Here is a 16,747-nt window from a genome sequence, read left to right as displayed (position 1 = left end):
GTACCACCCCCAGCATCGTTGAGACCTACGATTTCATCAGCGTAAGACTCCCGCGTGCAGGAAGTCTAGCGAAACGGAAAATAAATCCAGCAAACTTACTAATTTGTCACTCGCCCATCGATAACCGAAAGATGACTGTCAAGCATGTTTACAAAAAAGTCATAGGCCAAAACGATCAGTGGGCGTCGTTCGGGTAGCTCACGCCCAGCTGCCCCCGCACTCCGTCAAAGAGCCGCATGGTCTTGATGGAATCCTCCAGCGGCATGACCGGGCTCTCGGTCAGACCCTGCTGGATGCACCGGGTCACCTCGCGCAGTTCGTAGGTATAGCCGATGCCGACGACGTCGAACGCCTCCGTACGCAGGCCCTCCCGTCCGACGCCGATCACCAACTCCCGCGGATTGTTGATGGAACCGACGCTCTGGAGGTAGCCCAGGCTGCCGGCCACGGTGGCAGTCCGCGGACCGTACGCCAGGAGCGAGGACGTCAGCTGGGCCTGGGCACCATGGTTGTAGCCGAGCGTCAACGCATTCTGGGCGTCCACGCCGTCGTCATTAATGAAGCCGGTGGCACTGACGGTCTGCGGGAACCCCAGCGTTCCTACTGCCCACAGCAAGGGGTAGACCGAGATGTCCAGGAGGGCGCCGCCACCGTCCTGCCTGGCCCACAACCTGGACGTCGGGGAATAGGGCGCGGGAAAACCAAGGTCAGCGGTCACCCAGTGCACGTCCCCGAGCTCCCCGGACGCGGCGATCTCGAACGCCCGCTGCATGCCCGGGAGGAAGCGGGACCACACGGCCTCCATGAGGAAGAGCTTCCGCTCCCGGGCAAGCGCGACGAGCTCGCTCGCCTCCCTGCCGTTGATGGTGAACGCCTTTTCGCACAGCACGTGCTTGCCCGCATTGAGCGCAGCGAGCACAATCTGGTGGTGCTGGGCGTGCGGCGTAGCGACGTAGACAACGTCCACCGAGCCATCGGCGAGCAGCCGCTGGGAGCCGGGCACGCCGTCGTCGTCCCCGTAGGCCTTGGCGAAACCATAGTCCGCCGCGAAACTCTCCGCAGTGCCCTGTGAACGGGAGCTGACGGCATAAAGCTCGGCGTCTGGAAGCAGTGCCAGGTCCTGCGACACTGAGCGCGCGATCCCGCCGGTGGCTATGACGCCCCACCGCAGGCGTTTTCCGGTGGCAGACCGGGGATCCGGATCGGACTGGGTGGACAGCCACGGTGTGGCAATGGGCGCGCTCATGGTGCCCATCCTCTCATTCAGACCGGTGCGGGCGTCAGACCAAGTCGCGCGCCGGTTCTTCCGTCAGCCTGCCCTGCTGGAGCCTGAAGCGGCGGTCCGTCTTGTTGGCCAACGCCTTGTCGTGGGTGACCACGAGGATGGTGGTGTTGTGGTCACGGCTGAGCGAGCTGAGCAGTTCGATGATGTGATCGCCCGTCTGCTCATCCAGGTTGCCGGTGGGCTCGTCCGCGAGGATCAGCTTGGGTTCGTTGGCCAACGCCCGGGCGATCGCCACGCGCTGCTGCTCGCCACCGGACAGCCGGTTGATGCGCCGCACCTGTTTCTCCGGGTCCAGCTGCACCTGCTCCAGCAGTTCCCTGGCGCGGGCAACCCGGACAGCCCTGCGCACGCCCGCGAACTCCATGGGCAGCATGACGTTGTCCATCGCCGAAAGATTCGGGATCAGGTTGAACTGCTGGAAAACGAACCCGATATCCCGGCGCCGGTACTCGGTCAGCTTGCCGTCCGGCATCCCGGCCAGGCTCACGCCGTTGACGACGACGTCTCCGCTGGTCGGTTTGTCCAGCGCACCCAGGAGGGACAACAGGGTGCTCTTGCCGCTGCCGCTTTTGCCGACGATGGACGCCAGCGTGCCCTGCTCCAGAACAAAACTGACGTCGTTGACCGGCTTGATGGTGCGGTCACCGGAGTTGAAAGTGCGGACCAGGTTCTTGACTTCAATCATGGCTATTCTCCTCGCAGGACTTCGATGGGACGGATGCGTGCCGTGAGCAGCGCCGGGACCAGCGCGCCGATGATGGCCACGCCGAACACCGCTGCGATGCCGGCGGCGATGACCCCGGGGGAGGCGCTGGCGGTGACTGACGTCAGCAGCTGGGAAGCGCCGCCCAGGGGTCCGCCCTGGCCGCCGGGGAAGCCTGCGCCGCCGCCCGGCATTCCGGCGCCGCCTGCAGCGCCGGCCATGGCGGCCCCGCGACCGGTGGTAGTGGCCGCCGTCGTGGTGGTGTTGGTGCTGATCAGTGCAGAAGCGATGCCGCCGCTGGCAAAGGAGGCGACGGCGGCGCCCACCGCGCCGCCCATGGCCACGAGGACCAGCGCCTCCAGCACGAACTGCAGGCCGATGGTGCGGTTGGGTGCTCCGATCGCCTTCAGGACACCGATTTCCCGGCGGCGCTCGCGGACCAGCATGACCATGATCAGCAGGATGATCAGCCCGGCGGTCCCCAGGGCTGCGACGAAGGCGATGAACGAGATGTTCTTGACGCTGCCGAGCGAGCTGACGGCGGACTCCAGGTTCTGGCCCTGGGTGACGTCGGCCTTGTCGGTGCCGAGGGCGGACTCAAGGGCGGTCTTGGCGGCCTCGAGATTCTCCATGCTGTTCACCGTGACAATCATCGAGGACAGCTCACCCGGCAGTTCCGCGACGGTCTGCGCCGTGGGCAGGGTCAGGTACAGGGCGTTGTTGCCGAACGTGGTGCCTGAATCGAAGAGGCCGGCCACAGTGAACGTCTGGTCGTTTATCGTGAACGTGGAACCGATGGCCAGGTTGTTCTTCTCGGCCAGGCTGGTTCCCAGGAGGGCGTTGGCGGATTCAGCCGCGTAGTCGCCCAGCCCGGTGCCTTCGGTGATGGTCAGGACCTTGCCGGTGCTGTCCACCTCGCCGCCGATTCCGGTTGCGGTGATGGGAAGCGAGCGTACCGGCTGCGCAGCGGTGGTTCCGGTGGTGCCGTTCGCGGCCTGGTTCCGGCCACCGAGGGTGCCGGCGTCGATGGCCGCTGTGAGGCTGGTGGTCAGCGTGGTGGCGTTCTGTCCGCCGGGGCCGCCCTGGCCGCCGCCGGGGCCAGCCTGGGTGCCGGCCGCCGTCTGCGCTGCCGCTTCGGCGGCGTTCCGCAGCCGGAGTGAGCTGGTGCCGACGACGGAGGTTATGTTGGGGACGGCAGCCGCGGTGGCTGCCTGCTGGGCGGTCAGCGGTTCGCCGCCGCCTTCGAAGCCCTGGCCGCCGGCCGGGTTGACGGTCAAGACGGTCCCGACGGACGCGTTCAGCTCCTGGACTTTGGCTCCGACGGCCTGGTTGGCCACCAGCATGGCCAGCGCAAGTCCGATCGCGACGGCCAGGACTGCCACCACCGCGGCTGTTCGGACCTTGTTTCTGAAGGCATTGCCAACACTCCGGGCAAGGACGCTCACTGTACTCCTAGGATCTGGGGCCGGCGGAAGGCCGGCATCTGCTCCTACCCTCGCGGCAGGGCCTGTGCAGGAAGACGGCCGAAGCTGTGTTTGTGCTGTGAAAGGCTGCAGGAAGTGAGAGAGCGTTGGAACGCGGAATGCCCCGGTTCCCTGTGGGGAGCCGGGGCATTCTGTGTAAACCGGTGGTGACCGGCGGACCGCGTTACTTAGACCGCGTTACTTGGTCAGTGGGCCCAGTACCGGATCGTCCACGTAGGCCGTCTTCACGTTGGCGGCGGTCACGATGACCGGCGGCAGCAGGAAGGCGGGTACGGTCTTCACCGTGTTGTTGTAGGACTTGTCGTCGTTGATCTCAGGCGTCTTGCCTGCCTGGAGATCCTTGACCATCACGATCGCGTGCTCAACGAGCTTGCGGGTGTCCTTGTTGATGGTGGAGTACTGCTCGCCGGCAAGGATGGACTTGACGGATTCCTCCTCGGAGTCCTGGCCAGTGATGACCGGGAGCGGTTTGCCGGCGGCCTTGACGGAGGTGATGACTGCACGTGCAAGCGTGTCGTTCGGTGACAGGACACCGTCCAGCGACGCCGTGCCGTAGGAACCGGTCAGGAGGGTATCCATCCGGCGCTGGGCGTTCTCAGCCTTCCAGTCCTGCGTGACGGCCTTTTCAAACGTCGTCTGGCCGGAGAGCACCTTCAGCGTGCCGTCGTCGATCTTCGGCTTGAGGACCTTCATGGCGCCGTCGAAGAAGACCTTCGCGTTGGCATCATCCGGTGAACCAGCCAGCAGCTCGATGTTGTACGGGCCGGAAGGTTTCTTGGCCTTCATGCCGTCCAGGAGGGCCTGGCCCTGGAGCTCGCCCACCTTGAAGTTGTCGTAGGCCACGTAGTAGTCCACGTTTGCCGTGTTCAGCAGGAGCCGGTCGTAGGCGATGATGGTGGCGCCTGCGTCCTTGGCCTGCTGGAGCTGGGTCCCCAGCTGGGAGCCGTCGAGGGCACCCACGATGATCACTTTGGCGCCCTTGGCGATCATGGCGCTGATCTGGTTCTGCTGCTCAGCCACACCGTTGTTGGCGAACTGGACGGTCGGCTTGAAGCCGGCACTGTTGAGTCCGTCGTTGAACAGCTTCTCTGCCAACACCCAGTTTTCGCTGGTCTTCTTGGGAAGCGCGACGCCGATGGCGGAGTCCTGTGCAAAGCCGCTGGCTCCACCGGTGGTGCTGGAGGTGCCGGGTTCGGCCCGTCCGCAGGCCGTCAGCGCCAGTGCTGCGATTGCAGCTATCGCTGCTGCCTTTCCTGCTTTACCAATCATTCGCATTTCTTGGTCCACTTTCTCTTTTGGTGTACTGGTTCGGGAACCTGAATCGCTCAGGCTTCCCTGGCGATGGTTTCTTTGGTGGAGGTGACTTCGTCCGGCTGCAGCGGTGTGCCGGGCCCGCCGGACGGACGGTTGAAGTTCTTCATCATGAGCCCGATGATCGATGCCCGGCCCTGCGACTTGTTGTAGACGTCGATGGCCACGGCCACCAGCAGCACCAGGCCCTTGATCATGGACTGCCAGTCGGCGCCGACGCTGAGGAGCTGCAGGCCGTTGTTCAGCACAGCCATGACCAGGCCTCCGACGATGGATCCGATGACGGTGCCTACGCCGCCCGTCACGGCAGCGCCGCCGATGAAGACAGCCGCGATGGCGTCGAGCTCCCAGCCTGTACCGTCCGACGGTCCGGCGGAGGTTGACCTGGCCACGAAGATCATTCCGGCGAGCCCGGCGATGATGGACATGTTCATCATGACCAGGAAGTTGATCTTCTTTGACTTCACACCGGACAGTTCGGCTGCATGGCGGTTGCCGCCCACTGCGTAGACGTGGCGCCCCACCACAGTCTTGGACGAGACGAAGCCGTAGATCAGAACCATTAGGGCGAGGATCAGGCCGGGGATGGGGAAGGACGTGCCCGGGCGGCCGGTGGCAAACAGGTACGTGGCGTAGAGAATCGCGCCGCAGATCAGGACCAGCCTCAGGACACTGACCCAGGTTTCCGAAACCTCCGCTCCGAGCGCCTTTGCGGAGCGCCGCCGTCGTACTTCGCTGTAGACCACGAAGGCAACGGCGGCGAGTCCGAGGAGCAGCGTGAGGTTGTTGAAGCCGGTGTTCGGTCCTATTTCGGGGAGGTAGCCGGCGCCGATGTACTGGAACTCCCGGGGGACAGGAATCGAGTTGGACTGGCCAACGAATTGTTGCGCCCCGCGGAAGATCAGCATGCCGGCCAGGGTCACGATGAACGCCGGAATGCCGACGTACGCCGTCCACCAGCCATGCCATGCTCCGATCAGGGCGCCCAGGCCCAGGCCCAGCAGGATTGCCAGGAACCAGGGGATGTCCCAGTCCCGCATGGCGATGGCCACCACCATGCCCACGAAGGCGGCTACGGAACCCACCGACAGGTCAATGTGTCCGGCGATGATGACCAGCACCATGCCGATGGCGAGGATGAGGATGTAGGAGTTGCCGTTGAAGAGGTTGATGACATTGCCCGGAGTGAGCGTGATGCCGCCTGTGAGCCACTGGAAGAGAACTATCAGAGCCACCAAGGCAAAGATCATGCCGAACTGGCGGGTGTCGCCACCGAAGAGTTTCTTGAGCGCGTTCATTGTTTTTTCAGTCCTTGTATCTGGAAGGTTCTGGAAGGCTGCAGTGGATCAGGCGGCTTTGCGGGCGGAGGTCATCAGCTTCATCAGGCTTTCCTGGCTGGCTTCCTCCTTATCGAGAACCCCAGTGATGGCGCCTTCGAAGATCGTGTAGATGCGATCCGAGAGCCCCAACAGTTCGGGGAGCTCGGAAGAAATCACAATGACTCCCTTTCCTTGGTTGGCGAGCTGCTGGATGATGCCGTAAATCTCGTACTTGGCGCCGACGTCGATACCTCGAGTGGGTTCGTCCAGGATCAGCAGTTCAGGATCGGTGAACATCCACTTGGCCAGGACCACCTTCTGCTGGTTGCCGCCGGAGAGCTTGGCAACCCCTTCCTCAACCGACGGGGCCTTGGTCCGCAGGGACTTCCGGTACTGTTCGGCGACCGTGAACTCCTTGTTGGTGTCCACCACGCTGCGCTTGCTGATTTTCTCGAGGTTGGCCGAGACCGTGGTGGTCTTGATGTCGTCGAGGAGGTTCAGCCCCAGCGACTTCCGGTCCTCCGTCACGTAGCCGAGGCCGGCGTCGATGGCCTGGTGGACACTCTTGAGTGTCACTTCCTTGCCGTCCACGTAGACCTGGCCCGACACGAAGTGGCCGTAGGACCGGCCGAAGACGGAGCGGGCCAGTTCGGTACGGCCAGCACCCATCAGTCCGGCGAATCCCACGATTTCGCCGCGCCGAACAAAGAAGTTCGAGTTCTTGCAGACCATCCGGTCCTGGATCTGCGGGTGGGCCACGGTCCAGTTCTTGACCTCGAAGAACACGTCGCCGATCTTGGGGGTGTGGTCGGGGAAGCGGGACTCCAGGGCACGTCCCACCATGCCCTTGATGATGCGGTCCTCGTCGACGCCGTCGGCCTTGACATCGAGGGTTTCGATCGACTTGCCGTCCCGGATGATGGTGATGGAATCGGCGATCTGCTCGATCTCGTTGAGCTTGTGGGAAATGATGATCGAGGTAATGCCTTTTGCCTTGAGGCCCAGCATCAGGTCCAGGAGGTGCTGGGAATCGGATTCGTTCAGCGCAGCGGTCGGCTCGTCCAGAATGAGGATCTTGACTGACTTGTTCAGGGCCTTGGCGATCTCCACGAGCTGCTGCTTGCCGACGCCGATCTCCTTGATGGGGGTGTCCGGGTCTTCCCTGAGTCCCACCCGGGCCAGCAGTTCGGTGGACCGGAGGCGTGCCTCGGCCCAGTTGATGACGCCGCGTTTGGTCGGTTCGTTGCCCAGGAAGATGTTCTCCATGATGGACAGTTCCGGGATCAGGGCCAGCTCCTGGTGGATGATCACAATGCCGGCGTGCTCGCTGGCGCGGATGTCCTTGAACTGCTGGACCTCGGTCTGGTACACGATGTCGCCGTCGTAGCTGCCGTACGGGTAGACGCCCGAAAGCACCTTCATCAGCGTGGACTTGCCAGCGCCGTTTTCGCCGCAGATTGCGTGGATCTCGCCGGCCTTGACTCGGAGGCTTACCTCCGCCAAAGCCTTGACGCCGGGAAATTCCTTGGTAATTGAGCGCATCTCCAGGATGACCGGGTCAGTGTGCGTGGTGTGGGACGTCATTTGTCCTTACGCCTCCAATGCATGACTTCTTTGTCCGCCCAGCAAAGCGCAGGGTCGTCTGATGAAAAAGTAAACTGGATCACACGGGTTGTCGTCAAGTCTTTAACGCAATTAGTGGGATAACGAAACGGCTACGTACGCCGGATCCCGGCATGCTGGAACACCAGTGCGGCTGCTCCCAAAGCCTCTGCGCGGTCCCCAAGTGAGGACATCGTCAGTGTTGTGGTCTCGCCGATCACCGGCACTGCATGCCGGATAAGTCCTCGCCGAATGGGATCGAGCAGCAGGTCGCCCAGGCCCGCAAGAGGACCGCCCACCACGATGACTTCAGGGTTGATCAGGTTCGCTACGTTTCCCAGGGCACGCCCAACTGCCAGGCCTGCATCGTCCACCACCCTGAGCGTGGCGGAGTCGCGCGCCAGGGCTTTGCGCACGATATCCGCAGGTGTGAGGGGTGGGTCTTCCCCGCGGCCCAGCAGCTCCATCATGGTGGTGGTGGAGGCAATGGTTTCCAGGCAGCCACGGTTGCCGCAGCGGCACACGAGCCCGTGCTCGTGGATAGTTGCATGGCCGATTTCGCCGGTAATGCCAACGGTGCCGTAGTAGGGCGCGCCGTTGAGGATAAGGCCGGCGCCGATGCCCGATCCGATCTTGAGGAACATCAGGTTGCTCACGCCGGAATGCGGCCCCCACGTGACCTCGGACCAAGCGCCGAGATTGGCGTCGTTGTCAACGAATATGGGCATTTTCAGGGTTTCTTCAAGGTGGTGAAGAATGTTGATGCCGACCCATTCCGGGAGGATGGCGCCCTGCGCCACGGTGCCGGTCCGGCGGTCGATGGGGCCGGGAATTCCGACGCCGGCGCCCACCACCAGGGTCCGGTCCACGCCGCTTTGCTCCAGCAGTTTGTCCAGTAGTCCGACGGCTGCCCGGATGCCTTCCTCGGCCTGGTGGCCCAGTGGCAGCAGGACGGATTCCTCGGCGATCACGTGGTAGCTCAAAGAGGCCAGGACCACGCGGAGATGCCGCCGCCCGAAGTCGATTCCCACGGCCACCGCGCCGTTGCTGTTGAGCCGCACGTTGAGTGCCCGGCGTCCGGAACTGGTGATCGGTTCGGTCGACGCAAGGCCCGCATCCTGCATGATTTTGACGATATTGGAGACCGTGGCGGTGGAGAGGCCGGTCTGGCGTGCAAGCTCGGCCTGGGTTGACGGGCCGCTCATGAGGGTCTCGATGATCCGTTGCTGGTTCAGTTGCCGGAGGGCTGACTGGGATCCCGGATTTTTTGGCTTGCTCCTCGTCGAGCGCGGTGTGGCGGACATGAAAAGAAGATTGCCCTACTTTGACCATTGCAGTCAAGAAGTTAACGCAAGGAGTTTGCCGGATGAGACAAAATGATGGGACGATCCGTCCGTCCTGTGGCTTTGGCAGGTGCAATTGGCCCGGATGCCGTTCAGGGCCGGTGGCTAGGCTGGAAAAAGCGGACGCATACTTCCTGTGGCCGTCCCGATCATGTGAGGTGGAAACGGTGCTGCTGGCCCTGATGCAGGCAAACGCCCGCGTACTCGACGTTGACGCAAACTGCGCCGCCCTGGATGCGGCTGCCAAGGCGGCCGCCGCGAACGGCGCAGCCGTCCTGGTGACCCCAGAACTCTTCCCCGTTGGATACGCCCCGCTGAGGCTCCGCGCGGAATTCGACCCCGCCGGGCTGCCCGCCATCAGGAAGACGCTCGCCGCCATCGCCCGCCGGCACGGGATCGCCCTGGTCTACAGCCTGCCGTCAGTGACGGAAGGGGGCAGCTGGCACATCACGTCCACGCTGGTGGACACCACCGGGGCAGAGCTTCTCAACTACGCCAAGGTGCACCTCTTTGGTGATAACGAACGCGCGGCGTTCAGCCCCGCCGGGGCGGGTCCCGCCGTCGTCGATTTCAACGGGTTCCGGACATCCATGGTGATCTGCTACGACGTGGAATTTCCGGAAACGGTCAGGGCCGCCGCGCTGGGCGGAGCCGAGCTGCTCCTGGTGCCCACCGCACTGGCGCACGGTTTCGAGACGGTTCCCCAGGTCCTGCTCCGGGCCCGCGCGCTGGAAAGCCAGCTGACCATCGCCTATGCCAACCACTCGGGAACCGAGGACGGCTGCGAATTCCTCGGCGGCAGTGTCATTGCCGGACCGGATGGTTCGCTGCTAGCCACGGCGGGACCGGGAGCCGAACTCCTGTACGCCGAGGTGGAACCGGACGCCGCCCGGAAAGCCCGTGACCTGGTGCCCTACTTGCGGGAACGCCGCCCGGAGCTCTACCGGTCCTGGGGCATCTGAACGATCCCGTCCTCCAGGCCGTCCACGTACTGCAGGGCAATCCACAGCTCTGCCCGCACTTGGGCGGAACTAAGGTCCATGGCCAGCAGCTCGCCCAATGCATTGATCTGGCGCCGCACGCTGTTCCTGTGCAGCCCCAGGACTTTGGCAGTGGCATCCCAGTTGCCGTTTTCGCCCAGCCACGACTTCAGGACACTGAGTTGGGAGCTGATTCGGTCAGGCTCCTGTGCCAGGACCGGTTCCAGCAGCCGGGTGGCAAGCATGGTGCCGGCGCTGCGGCCCAACAGCCCAGCGACTGACCACGTGACGTCATCCACGCGCACACTTTGTCCGCTTGCCTGGACGCGGGACCGCAGCGACGCCGCGCGCTGGTACGCTCCCGCCAGTCCCGCCAGTTCGGTGGCATCCCCGATGACCAGGCGCCAGCCGAGCTTCTCGACTTCGCTTACCAAGGCATCATCAACCTTCAGTCGGGTGACTGTAGCGAACCCGTAATCCGTGATCTCCACGAGCTTGGTGTCGAACAGCCGCCGCCACTGCAGCAGCTCCCGGACGGGACTGTCGCCCGCCGGCCACGTGCCCTGCTCCGCCTTGATACCCTGCACCACGCGAAGCGGCGCCGAACGGGTGGAGGAGGTGCTTTGGGCCAGCAGGTCCCTGAGCCCGTTGATGTGCCGCGTTCCGCCGCTGGCCAGGCTGTCCGGATGCAGCAGCAGCGCTGTGGCCAGCTGGCTCGGCGCGAGGGATCCGCTGGTCCGCTGCCGGACCAGCAGTTCCAGCAGCCCGACGGCGGATGAGACCACGCTGTTCTGCGAAGGCGTCAGCGGCTGGTCCGTCCCGAGAATCAAAGCGCCGAGGTTGGCGTCCCGCGTGCTGCGCAGTGGATGCCCGAACACCAGGACAGATCCGGGAATGTCGAACGAATCCATTTCCACCCGGGGGCCGCTGCCGCCGAGCAGCCGGTCGAGAATCTGCTGCAGGGCGGGAAGTTCGACGCCGGTGCCCGCCCGGGCGCGGACCCTTCCGTCCGCGCCGACCAGCACTGCCCACACGGGAACCCGCTGGGCCAGGGCGGCCAGGAGTTCATGCTCGGGACGGGCGGAGAGGACTGCGCGCATCAGCTGCCGGTTGATGTCCGCCAGCTGCCTGAAGACTTTGGCGTTATCCGATTCGAGCAGCTGCGAAAATTCCAGCCCGATGGCAGCGAACGGCACAGTGCCTGGCACCTCAACCAGCGTCAGGTTATGCCGGATGCAGGCCTTCAACAGTGTCTCCGGCACTGCGTCGAAGTAGGGTTCCAGCCCGAAGCCCAGGGCCCCCACCCCGGCTCCCACCAGACGCCGCACGTACGCGTCAACCCGGGCCTGGTTGCTTGCCTCGCCCACAAACGGCAGCCCCGCCGTGAGGAGGAACTCGCCGTCGAGCAGGTACGGCGTGGGGTCCTCCAGCTCGCTGGGCTCTACCCAGCGCAGCAGGCCGGAACCGTTGCCGCCATCGTGCAGGATCGTCAACTCCGGGGGCAACTTTTCCAGGAACTGCTCCAACGTGACAGCGCTGATCGGCTCGGCGCCGGTCCCTCTTCCTGTTACGGCTCTGGTGCCCGCTCCCGCGGCAGCTTCAGGCGACATGCGGCACGCTGACTTCGGGATCCTGGTAGTCGGGGCACTCGTAGGCCCTGGGCAGCCGCGGCGCTATCCGGTTGATGATTTCGTCGCCGTGGCTGCCGATGGCCGAGCCCCATTCGTCCGCGCTCGCCGCACCTGTGTCCGGATCGCCGAACAGCACGGCCGTGTCGCCGACGGAAACTCCGCAGGCTTCCGGGCCGAGGTCCACCATGAACTGGTCCATGCACACCTTGCCGATCACGGGCACCCGCCTGCCGCCCAGTTGGACAATGCTGCGCCCCGAGATGCCTTTCGGGATGCCGTCCGCATAGCCGAGGGGGATCAGCCCCAGATATCTTGCCTCGTGGGTGATGGCCTGGTGTTCGTAGCTCACGCCGGTGCCGGCCGGAACCTTCTTCACGAGCACAACGGGAGCCGTGACAGTCAGGGCCGGGCGCAGCCCGAAATCCGCGGGGTCAAGATGGTCGGCGGGCGCCAGGCCATAAATGGCCAGCCCGGCCCGCACCATGTCGAAGGCAAACTCAGGGCGGTCCAGGATGTTGGCAGAGCTGGACACATGCCTCAGCTCCGGTTCCAGGCCGCCTTCCCTGGCCTGCCGTACGGCTTCCCCGAAGGCGTCCACCGCTGCGGCGTTCCCGGGGTGGGCCGGTACGTCGGCCCAGGCCAGGTGGGTCCAGATACCCCGGACAGTGAGGGTCCCCTCGAGCTCGGCGTTGCGTGCAGCGGCCACAAGGTCAGGCCAGTCTTCCGTGCGTGCGCCGCCGCGGCTCAACCCGCTGTCCAGCTCAAGGTGGACAGCGGCCGGCCTTCCGAGCGTGCGGGCGATGCCGGCCACTACGTCGAGTTGGGCGGGGCTGCCCAAGGACATGTCGACGTCGTTTTCCACAGCTTCGCGAATGATCTCGCTGGACGCTGTGGCGAGGTACAGCCAGGACAGCACTGGCGCCGTAATGCCTGCGCGGCGTAGCGCAAGGGCCTCGGTGAGCTGTGCCGTTCCGAGCCAGTCGGCGCCGGCAGCGAGGGCAGCCTCCGCCACCTCGACAAGCCCGTGGCCATAGGCATTGCCTTTCACCACCGCCATGAAATGCGGCGCGGGAGTGAGTGCCCGGAGGGCGCGGACATTGTCGGAAATCGCGGCCAGATCAACGCTGACCCGGCCGGAAAGCGCTACCGAAGGCGTGCTGTTCTGTTGTGCATTAAGTCTCATGCCAGAACACTATAGGTCATTTTGCACAATCGTGAGAGGTGGCTCACACGCCTAAGCTGGGCGAGGGGAAATGACAACTACTCACGAACGGACGTCAACGATGACTGTGCCCACCTACACAGAACGCCGGCCGGCACCTCCTGCCGGCCGGCCCGGCCTGGCCGCGCAGCTGCTGCGCCGGAAGCCGATCGGACAGATGGTCAATGAAGCCGAAACAGGCAACGGCGGAACCCGCCTGGTCCGCAGCTTCGGCGTTTTCCAGCTGACAATGATCAGTGTCGGCGCCACCCTGGGAACCGGCATCCTGGTCATCCTCGGCGAATCCGTTCCCTTGGCCGGGCCGGCGATCTGGATCTCCTTCGCCATCGCTGGACTCGCCGCTTTGCTGTCGGCAGTGTCCTACGCCGAAATGGCCGGTCTCGTTCCGGTGGCAGGTTCCAGCTATTCCTACAGCTACGCCACTTTGGGCGAGGGCATGGCCTGGATCTGTGGCTGGTGCCTCGTGCTCGAATACGCAGTCTCGGTCGCGGCAGTGTCGGTTGGGGCCGGCCAGTACGTGAACGAGTCCCTGGCGGTCTTCGGCCAGTTCCTGCCCGACGCAATTTCCCAGCCCCCAGGAGACGGCGGGGTCGTGAACATCCCGGCAATGGTCATCGTTCTGCTCGCCATGATCTTGCTGGTTCGCGGCGCCAAGGAAAGCGCCTGGATAAACACCGTCATCGTGGTGGTCAAGGTGGGAATCCTGATCTTCTTCTGCGCAGTGGCTTTCACCGCCTTCAGCGCCGGCAACTTCGAGCCTCTCCTGCCTATGGGCGCAGCCGGTGTCTCAGCCGCCGCTTCCAGCGTCTTCTTCTCGTACATCGGCTTCGACGCGGCATCCACGGCCGGTGAGGAAGCCCGCAATCCCAAGCGCGACCTGCCGCGGGCCATCATGCTCTCCATGCTGATCGTCACCACCATCTATGTCCTGGTTGCCGTGGCCGCCGTCGGCGCCCGTCCCTGGGGCTGGTTCGATGGTAACGAAGCAGCACTCGTGAAGATCCTCGAGGAAACCACCGGGCAGCCGTGGATCGCCCTGGTCTTCGCCGTCGGCGCAGTCCTGGCCATCGCCAGCATCGTGCTGACTGTCCTTTACGGACAGACCCGCATTCTTCTCTCCATGGCGCGCGACGGGCTCATTCCAAAAATCTTCGGCCGGGTCTCCGCGAGGACCGGCACGCCGGTCGCCGGCACCCTGATCGTGGGCATCCTCGTGGCAGTGACGGCTGGCCTGGTTCCACTCGGCGCCCTGGCTGACGCCACGAGCATCGGCACCCTGTTCGCCTTCGCCCTGGTCAACGTGGCAGTAATCTACCTGCGCCGCACCAGGCCCGAGCTGAAGCGCACGTTCCGCGTACCGCTCTTCCCCCTGACCCCGGTCCTCGGCGCCCTGATGTGCGCTTACCTCATGGCCAACCTGGGCGCCGACACCTGGGTGACCTTCGGAATCTGGATGCTGGTGGGCCTGGCGGCCTACTTCGGCTACGGTCGACGGAACTCCAGGGTAGCGGCGCTGAGCCACGAGGAATACCGTGAGCTGAGCAGGCCGGAATCTACAACGCTGTCCACCCCCGAACAAACTAAGGCAGAGCTTTCATGACCGTCGCCACCGAACTCCCGGCCTCTGACCCGTCCAGCACACAGGCTGGCCCCATCACCATGCTGAACCCTGATTTTCCGTTCAGCTACGACCACTACCTCGCCCACCCGGCAGGGCTCGGTGCGGTTCCGCCGGAACTCTACGGCACTGAGGTGGCCGTTGTAGGGGCGGGCCTTTCGGGCCTCGTCACGGCCTACGAACTGATGAAACTGGGCCTGCGGCCGGTCGTCTACGAAGCGGACCAGATCGGCGGCCGCCTGCGCACCGCCAGCTTCCCGTCCGCTCCCGGCGTGGTGGCCGATCTGGGCGGGATGCGGTTCCCCGTTTCCGGGCGGGCGTTCTACCACTACGTGGACCTGCTGGGGCTGGACACGCAGGATTTCCCCAACCCGCTGGCGCCCGTCACCTCCAGCACCGTGATCGAACTTACCGGCCAGAAACACTACGCCGAGACCGCCCAGGACCTGCCGCCGTTCTTCCGCGAGGTGGCCGACGCCTGGAAGGCAGCCGTGAACGACGGCGCGAAGTTCGTCGAAATGCAGGAGGCCATCCGGGCCCGGGACACGGGCCGGATCAAGGACCTCTGGAACGAGCTGCTGCCGCGCATGGACGAGCAGACCTTCTATGGGTTCATTGCCGGGAGCGAGTCATTCAAGGAAGCCGGCTTTGCCCACCGTGAGGCCTTCGGCCAGGTGGGTTTCGGCACCGGTGGCTGGGACACCGATTTCCCCAACTCCATCCTGGAAATCCTCCGCGTGGTCTACACCGACGCCGATGACCAGCACCGGCTCATCAGCGGGGGAGCACAACGGCTGCCTGAGGCACTGTGGCAGCACGCGCCGTCGGGCATGGCCCACTGGCCCGACGGAACGTCCTTGGCGTCGCTCCACTCCGGCTCACCCCGCGGGGCGGTGGACAAGATCAGCCGCGATGCCGACGACGGCGACCTCCGGATCCGGGAGCGCTGGGGCCGCGAGGCCAGCTACCCCGCCGTGGTCACCACGTGTCAGTCCTGGCTGCTGTCCACTCGCATCCACACCGAGGAGGCACTGTTCCCGGCCGAACTGTGGACTGCGATCGAGCGTTCGCACTACATGCAGTCATCCAAGACGTTTGTGATGGTGGACCGGCCGTTCTGGAAGGACATCGATCCGGACACCGGCCGTGAGGTCCTGTCCATGACCCTCACGGACCGGCTGAACAGGGCCACCTACCTCCTGGATGACGGCCCGGACAAGCCCGCCGTGATCCTGCTGTCCTACACGTGGAACGATGACGCGCTCAAATGGCTGGCGCTGGACGCCGACGAACGCGTTGAGCTGATGCTGCACTCGCTCGAGCAGATTTACCCGGGCGTGGACATCGCCAGCCACATCGTGGGCCAGCCCATCACCGTTTCCTGGGAAGCGGACCCCAACTTCATGGGTGCCTTCAAAGCGAACCTGCCGGGGCACTACCGCTACCAACAGCGCCTCTTCACGCACTTCAAGCAGGACAAGCTGCCCGAGTCCCAGCGCGGGATCTTCCTCGCGGGTGACGACGTGTCCTTCACCGCGGGCTGGGCCGAGGGCGCCGTGACCACCGGCCTGAACGCGGTGTGGGGTGTGGTGAACCACCTGGGCGGGACATCGGCGGTGGGCAACCCCGGTCCGGGCGAACTCCTCGACGCTATCGGGCCTATCAGCCTCGACTAGCCGTGCAGCTCCCGGTGCGCCCGGGCCAGCTCCACGTAGCGGGCGGCATTCTGCTTCACGCCGTCGAACTCCTCGTCGGTGAGTTCCCGCCGTACCTTGGCGGGGACGCCGGCCACGAGTGACCGGGGCGGCACTACCGTGCCTTCCAGGACCACGGCACCTGCCGCCACGAGCGAGCCGGTGCCGATCACCGCGCCGTTAAGCACAGTGGCGCCCATGCCGATCAGGCAGTCGTCCTCCACAGTGCAGCCATGGACGACGGCGGCGTGCCCCACGCTCACGCCCGCACCGACGCTACAGGGGAATCCGGGGTCTGCGTGCAGCACCACGTTGTCCTGCAGGTTGCTGCCGGCGCCGACGCTGATGGCCGCCGTGTCCGCCCGGACCGACACACCATAGAAGGCGCTCGAGTCCTCAGCGAGCGTGGCCTTACCGATGATCGACGCCGTCGGGGCGATGAAGGCGGATTCGTGGACGGCCGGTGTGTTGCCGGCGAAATCGTAAAGAGGAGCCATGGGCCAAGCCTAGGACATCCACCCACCCAACTACCTAGGGGCAGGGTAGTTGTGAGAG

Annotated in this window: 13 protein-coding genes; 3 read left to right on the top strand and 10 right to left on the bottom strand. The window is 64.8% G+C overall.

Going from position 1 to position 16,747, the window contains the following annotated elements; genetic code table 11:
* Positions 1 to 175: 175 nt before the first annotated feature.
* From MUN23_RS02960 to MUN23_RS02930, 7 genes are all read right to left on the bottom strand, one after another.
* Positions 176 to 1,246, bottom strand: coding sequence for a Gfo/Idh/MocA family protein (locus MUN23_RS02960; RefSeq protein ID WP_248762026.1), 1,071 nt, complete (start codon positions 1,244 to 1,246; stop codon positions 176 to 178).
* A 34-nt stretch (positions 1,247 to 1,280) separates the two neighbouring features.
* Positions 1,281 to 1,970 carry an ABC transporter ATP-binding protein gene (locus MUN23_RS02955; RefSeq protein WP_248762025.1) on the bottom strand — a complete coding sequence of 230 codons (690 nt, stop codon included), beginning with the start codon at positions 1,968 to 1,970 and terminating at the stop codon, positions 1,281 to 1,283.
* Between the two features lie 2 nt (positions 1,971 to 1,972).
* Positions 1,973 to 3,433, bottom strand: coding sequence for an ABC transporter permease (locus MUN23_RS02950; RefSeq protein ID WP_248762024.1), 1,461 nt, complete (start codon positions 3,431 to 3,433; stop codon positions 1,973 to 1,975).
* Positions 3,434 to 3,649: 216 nt separating this feature from the next.
* Positions 3,650 to 4,747 (bottom strand): sugar-binding protein, encoded by a 1,098-nt coding sequence (locus MUN23_RS02945; protein WP_248762023.1) that lies wholly within the window; start codon positions 4,745 to 4,747, stop codon positions 3,650 to 3,652.
* Positions 4,748 to 4,797: 50 nt separating this feature from the next.
* On the bottom strand, positions 4,798 to 6,081 hold the full coding sequence (gene mmsB / locus MUN23_RS02940) for a multiple monosaccharide ABC transporter permease (RefSeq protein WP_248762022.1): 1,284 nt from the start codon (positions 6,079 to 6,081) through the stop codon (positions 4,798 to 4,800).
* A gap of 48 nt (positions 6,082 to 6,129) precedes the next feature.
* Positions 6,130 to 7,686 carry a multiple monosaccharide ABC transporter ATP-binding protein gene (mmsA, locus tag MUN23_RS02935; protein WP_248762021.1) on the bottom strand — a complete coding sequence of 519 codons (1,557 nt, stop codon included), beginning with the start codon at positions 7,684 to 7,686 and terminating at the stop codon, positions 6,130 to 6,132.
* A 131-nt stretch (positions 7,687 to 7,817) separates the two neighbouring features.
* The gene (locus tag MUN23_RS02930; RefSeq protein WP_248762020.1) at positions 7,818 to 9,008 is read right to left on the bottom strand and encodes an ROK family transcriptional regulator; all 1,191 of its coding nucleotides are present in this window, start codon (positions 9,006 to 9,008) and stop codon (positions 7,818 to 7,820) included.
* Between the two features lie 206 nt (positions 9,009 to 9,214).
* Between MUN23_RS02930 and MUN23_RS02925 the strand changes: the two genes are divergently transcribed.
* Positions 9,215 to 10,009, top strand: a complete 795-nt coding sequence (locus tag MUN23_RS02925) for a carbon-nitrogen hydrolase family protein (protein WP_248762019.1) — start codon at positions 9,215 to 9,217, stop codon at positions 10,007 to 10,009.
* Here the strand turns inward: MUN23_RS02925 and MUN23_RS02920 are convergent.
* Together MUN23_RS02920 and alr are read right to left on the bottom strand one after the other, a co-directional pair.
* The gene (locus tag MUN23_RS02920) at positions 9,988 to 11,637 is read right to left on the bottom strand and encodes a PucR family transcriptional regulator (RefSeq protein ID WP_248762018.1); all 1,650 of its coding nucleotides are present in this window, start codon (positions 11,635 to 11,637) and stop codon (positions 9,988 to 9,990) included. The genes MUN23_RS02925 and MUN23_RS02920 overlap by 22 nt on opposite strands.
* Positions 11,627 to 12,841, bottom strand: coding sequence for an alanine racemase (gene alr / locus MUN23_RS02915; RefSeq protein WP_248762017.1), 1,215 nt, complete (start codon positions 12,839 to 12,841; stop codon positions 11,627 to 11,629). The genes MUN23_RS02920 and alr overlap by 11 nt, the downstream gene beginning before the upstream one ends.
* Positions 12,842 to 12,941: 100 nt before the next feature.
* Here alr and MUN23_RS02910 point away from each other — a divergent pair, with 100 nt between their 5' ends.
* Both MUN23_RS02910 and MUN23_RS02905 read left to right on the top strand, forming a co-directional pair.
* Positions 12,942 to 14,480 (top strand): amino acid permease, encoded by a 1,539-nt coding sequence (locus MUN23_RS02910; RefSeq protein ID WP_248763974.1) that lies wholly within the window; start codon positions 12,942 to 12,944, stop codon positions 14,478 to 14,480.
* Positions 14,477 to 16,174: an NAD(P)/FAD-dependent oxidoreductase gene (locus MUN23_RS02905; RefSeq protein WP_248762016.1), complete on the top strand. Its 1,698-nt coding sequence runs from the start codon at positions 14,477 to 14,479 to the stop codon at positions 16,172 to 16,174. Before MUN23_RS02910 ends, MUN23_RS02905 begins: the two co-directional genes overlap by 4 nt.
* Here MUN23_RS02905 and MUN23_RS02900 read toward each other — a convergent pair.
* Positions 16,171 to 16,689 carry a gamma carbonic anhydrase family protein gene (locus MUN23_RS02900; protein WP_248762015.1) on the bottom strand — a complete coding sequence of 173 codons (519 nt, stop codon included), beginning with the start codon at positions 16,687 to 16,689 and terminating at the stop codon, positions 16,171 to 16,173. The two genes, MUN23_RS02905 and MUN23_RS02900, sit on opposite strands and share 4 nt — an antisense overlap.
* Positions 16,690 to 16,747 lie beyond the last annotated feature (58 nt).

The organism is Pseudarthrobacter sp. SSS035 (assembly GCF_023273875.1).
Lineage (GTDB): Bacteria > Actinomycetota > Actinomycetes > Actinomycetales > Micrococcaceae > Arthrobacter.
The sequence above is the reverse complement of the archived record's forward strand: the minus strand, read 5'-3'. Positions and strand labels throughout refer to the sequence as shown.